The following is a 3986-nucleotide window of genomic DNA, read 5'->3' on the forward strand; positions in this document are numbered from 1 at the left end:
CATCTGAGAACTATACAGACAAGGCAACCAATAAGAAAATAGACAAAACAGAATGGCATTCTATTGTGGTTTTTAATCCACATTTTGCAAAAATAGCACTTCAGTATCTTCATAAAGGAAGCAAAGTCTACATAGAGGGGCAGTTACAAACCCGTAAATGGCAAGATAAAAACGGTATTGATCGATTTGTAACAGAAGTCATTTTACCTAAGTACAAAGGCGACTTAAAGCTGTTAGATAGCAAAAATGATGATGATCAAGAGCAGTCGTCCCCTTATGAGAGAAGCATTTATAGACCTCTTGATATGCCTACAATACCAAATGATGGCGTTCCTTTTTAAAGAGAGGCTATCTGTGAAAGCAAATAAAAAGAGGGGACGCCCTAAAATCATAGGGCAGGTAAGAGAAGCCAATGGTCGTATATCACGTGCAAAAACACCGCATGAACCCATGGATAAATTGGCAATTGAAATGCGTGCAAAGCGCTTCGGTTTAAGCTTACAAGAGGCTAAAAATCCGCTTTCTGGTACTTATATAGGGCGGCTTTGTTTGCAAGGTATACTTACACAAGAGCAATATGACACTGCACAACAATATCTACAGATAAGAAACGACTATCTATGTGCAAAGGGCTTGCCTAATGCTATTTATGACGAAATGCCATCATCCGCTGATGATAAAGCAAGAGACAAATGGGTAGAATTTGCAACAGAGAAGTTTTTAAACACGCAAGAGGCATTAAAAGAAGCGCAACATCTTTATAGACAGTACAATCTTTACGCTGCGCTACAGTACCTTGTTATAGAAGATCAAGAATTACCGCATCTTATAAGCTCACTACGTGTCGCTCTTAATGCGCTTTATAAATATTGGAAATAACGGCGCTGTAACAAAACAGTGACCGCTCCCTTGTAAAAGGGGACAGGCGCGAAGGGGCGATTTTCGCCTCTTTCGTTTTTTATGAATTCATTGCAAACTGTTCTTAATATTCTTCTAAAATGTTACCAACTAAACATGAAGGGAATGGCAATAACAGATAATACAGTCAGTATCGCAAATAAAAACGCAGGAATCTTTAATCTAAATCGCCAGAGTATGTTAATCGGAAGAGACATGATGGTGATTATTATAAATCCTATTACGACGCATTTTATTATCTGAGATTTTATCCGATCTTTTTTAACATGATATTTTAATAATTCATAATAGTCTTCTATAGCGACTATTGAATATTGATCTTTAGGTAATTCTTGTAACTTATTCGAATAAAAATAATCCAACATTTTTTTTGAAACACAAGTAACAAAAGAATTTGGATTGTTTATATCACGCAAAACAGGAATTTCGCCATCTGGACACAAAGCATCAATATAGCCAGCATAGTTATCGTTACTATTCGTTAACGGTTTACTATTTACATGACCAGTGAATAAGATACTTATTATTCCGAATAAGGCAATTTTCTTTAAATACGGTATTAACATCAGATTTTATCTTTTGTTTTTCATTGTTGCATCTTTACTTCATACAGATTCCCTTTAAAATTATCAATATGTGTTATTTCTGTGTTGACAGAGTAATGCAAATCGTATTTAATGACATTGCTGTACTTAGGCGTATTGTATCTAAATGAGGGTTGGATACAGTTTAAAGCCCTGCAAATGCGGGGTTTTTTATTATCTGGAGGGAGGAATTTATGACATCAGAAAACACACAGCAGGTTTTACAACCGACCAAAAAGCCTCTGCCTCCTAATGCTGGTCAAGGGCGTGTTAAAGGAGTTCCGAATAAGAATACACGTCTTCTTAAAGAGGCAATTATTAAAGCTGCTGAATTGGCAGGTAATAAGTATGGAAAAGAAGGGCTGATTTCTTATCTCGAAAAGCAAGCAATAAGATGCCCTACTGCTTATTTAGCGTTGCTTGGTAAGATTTTGCCTTTGCAAGTGACAGGGGAAGATGGGGGAGCCATTAAGATCATAGGGCGTGTGGAAATAGCGCCTTTAACAATGAATGACGACAAGACAGATTAAGATTGTACCAAAGCTTATTCCACTTTTTACAGGGGATGCTTTGGTGCGGGCAGCTTGGGGTGGACGAGGGTCTGGAAAAACAAGGTCCTTTGCTTTGATGGCTGCTTTAAAGGGCTATCAATTTGGCATGCAAGGGATATCGGGCACTATCCTTTGTGCGCGTCAGTTCCAAAATTCGCTCGCAGAAAGTTCATTAGAGGAGATAAAACGTGCTATTGAAGCGCATGACTTTTTGAAGGACTATTATAAGGTTGGGGAATCTTCAATTAAGTCGAATGATAGTCGTATAGCCTTTCAGTTTTGTGGTCTTGACCGGAATATTGCAAGTATCAAATCGATGGGGCGGATATTGCTGTGTTGGGTTGATGAAGCAGAACCCGTCACAGAGACAGCTTGGCAGACGCTTATACCGACGTTGCGTGAAGAAGGAGAGGGTTGGAGAGCAGAATTATGGGTAACATGGAACCCATTACGAGACAATGCACCGGTTGAAAGGCGATTTCGCTTTTCAGACAATAAAGCCATTAAACGTGTTGAGATCAATTGGTCCGATAATCCGAAGTTTCCAAAGATCTTGAATGAAGCGCGGCTTGATGATTTGAGAAACCGTCCAGAGACCTATAAGCATATATGGGAGGGGGCTTATCTTACAGCGGTTCAAGGTGCTTACTTTCAAAAAGAGATGTTGGCAGCCGAGGAGGAGGGGCGGATAGGGCGTGTTGCACGTGACCCTTTAATGCAGATACGCGCCTTTTGGGATATTGGCGGGACGGGCGCTAAGGCAGATGCAACAGCGATTTGGATAGCGCAATTTATTGGTAGAGAGATCAGAGTGCTTGATTATTACGAGGCTCAAGGGCAGCCCTTATCCGAGCATATCGGTTGGTTGCGTCAAAATGGTTATGAGAAGGCACTGATGGTGTTACCCCATGATGGTGCAACCAGAGATCGTGTCCACAATGTGAGTTTTGAGAGTGCTCTCAATGATGCGGGTTTTGAAACGCAAGTGATCCCTAATCAAGGGGCAGGTGCTGTTAAGATGCGGATAGAGGCAGTGCGGCGTATCTTACCTTCTGTTTGGTTCAACGAGGAAACAACGGTAGCAGGACGCAAGGCACTGAACTGGTATCATGAAAAATGGGATGAGAAGCGGAATATAGGGTTAGGCGCCGAGCATGATTGGTCCAGTCATGCAGCCGATGCCTTTGGCTTAATGTGTGTGGGTTATGAACAGCCGGTGCAGAAACATAAGAGAGAAGCTTACAGCGGTAGAGAAGCTTATGAGAGCACGTCATGGATGGCAGAATGATGCATGATGAAGAGCATTTAGACAAAGATAGCAACATTTCAGATTTGTCAAGGGAAGGTTTGTTTCGCAAGCTTGTGAACTGGTACAAAGAAGATGTTGAGCATGTGAACAAATGGCGTGAGCAAGCGCGTGAAGATTTTCGTTTTTACAATGGAGATCAGTGGAATGAAGCCGATTTAGCAGCATTAAAAGAACAGCGCCGTCCCGTTATGACTTTTAATCGGATAGCCCCGCTTGTGAATGCGGTTGTGGGGTCAGAGCGTAATAATAAGCGAGAGGTACAATTTATCCCCCGTCAAATAGGCAAGGCATTACCCAGTGAATTGCTTACAGGGGCGGCGGAATGGTTTAGAGACATGGCACAAGCGGAATATGCAGATTCGGATGCTTTCCAAGATGCTGTCATCTGCGGCATGGGCTGGACTGATACGCGACTTGATTATGAAAACAGCCTTGATGGTGAACCGGTTATCACACGTTTAGACCCGTTGAAGATGGTTTGGGATAGCGCAGCCGTACAACCGAATTTAACCGATGCACAACGTATGTGGTATGTGGACCGCAAGCCTTTGGAAGTTGCAAGACAAATGTTTCCGAAAGCCCATTGGAGTGAACTGAGTGCGGATTGGGCGAGAGATGGGAGTG

The 3986-nt window shown here is 41.8% G+C and carries 6 protein-coding genes; 5 read left to right on the forward strand and 1 reads right to left on the reverse strand.

The window, feature by feature from the left end; all coding sequences use genetic code 11:
- Positions 1-341, forward strand: a 341-nt coding sequence (ssb, locus tag PVV65_RS09110) for a single-stranded DNA-binding protein (RefSeq protein ID WP_273789946.1), incomplete at its 5' end; no start/stop codon positions are given.
- A 13-nt stretch (positions 342-354) separates the two neighbouring features.
- Positions 355-879 carry a hypothetical protein gene (locus tag PVV65_RS09115; protein ID WP_273789947.1) on the forward strand — a complete coding sequence of 175 codons (525 nt, stop codon included), beginning with the start codon at positions 355-357 and terminating at the stop codon, positions 877-879.
- A 122-nt stretch (positions 880-1001) separates the two neighbouring features.
- Here the strand turns inward: PVV65_RS09115 and PVV65_RS09120 are convergent, their stop codons facing one another.
- Entirely contained in the window at positions 1002-1484 is a 483-nt protein-coding gene (locus PVV65_RS09120) for a hypothetical protein (RefSeq protein ID WP_273789948.1), read from the reverse strand.
- A gap of 212 nt (positions 1485-1696) precedes the next feature.
- Between PVV65_RS09120 and PVV65_RS09125 the strand changes: the two genes are divergently transcribed.
- From PVV65_RS09125 to PVV65_RS09135, 3 genes are all read left to right on the forward strand, one after another.
- Positions 1697-2032, forward strand: coding sequence for a hypothetical protein (locus PVV65_RS09125; protein WP_273789949.1), 336 nt, complete (start codon positions 1697-1699; stop codon positions 2030-2032).
- Entirely contained in the window at positions 2013-3341 is a 1329-nt protein-coding gene (locus PVV65_RS09130; RefSeq protein WP_273789950.1) for a PBSX family phage terminase large subunit, read from the forward strand. Before PVV65_RS09125 ends, PVV65_RS09130 begins: the two co-directional genes overlap by 20 nt.
- The coding region (locus tag PVV65_RS09135) for a portal protein (RefSeq protein ID WP_273789951.1) at positions 3326-3986 on the forward strand (661 nt) is incomplete at its 3' end. The genes PVV65_RS09130 and PVV65_RS09135, both read left to right, overlap by 16 nt.

It is taken from the genome of Bartonella sp. ML70XJBT (assembly GCF_028618425.1).
GTDB lineage: Bacteria > Pseudomonadota > Alphaproteobacteria > Rhizobiales > Rhizobiaceae > Bartonella.

Coding starts and splice junctions, on each gene's coding strand:
- PVV65_RS09125 (WP_273789949.1), top strand. CDS start 1,697: ATGACATCAGAAAACACACAGCAGGTTTTACAACCGACCAAAAAGCCT.
- PVV65_RS09130 (WP_273789950.1), top strand. CDS start 2,013: ATGACGACAAGACAGATTAAGATTGTACCAAAGCTTATTCCACTTTTT.
- PVV65_RS09120 (WP_273789948.1), bottom strand. CDS start 1,484: ATGTTAATACCGTATTTAAAGAAAATTGCCTTATTCGGAATAATAAGT.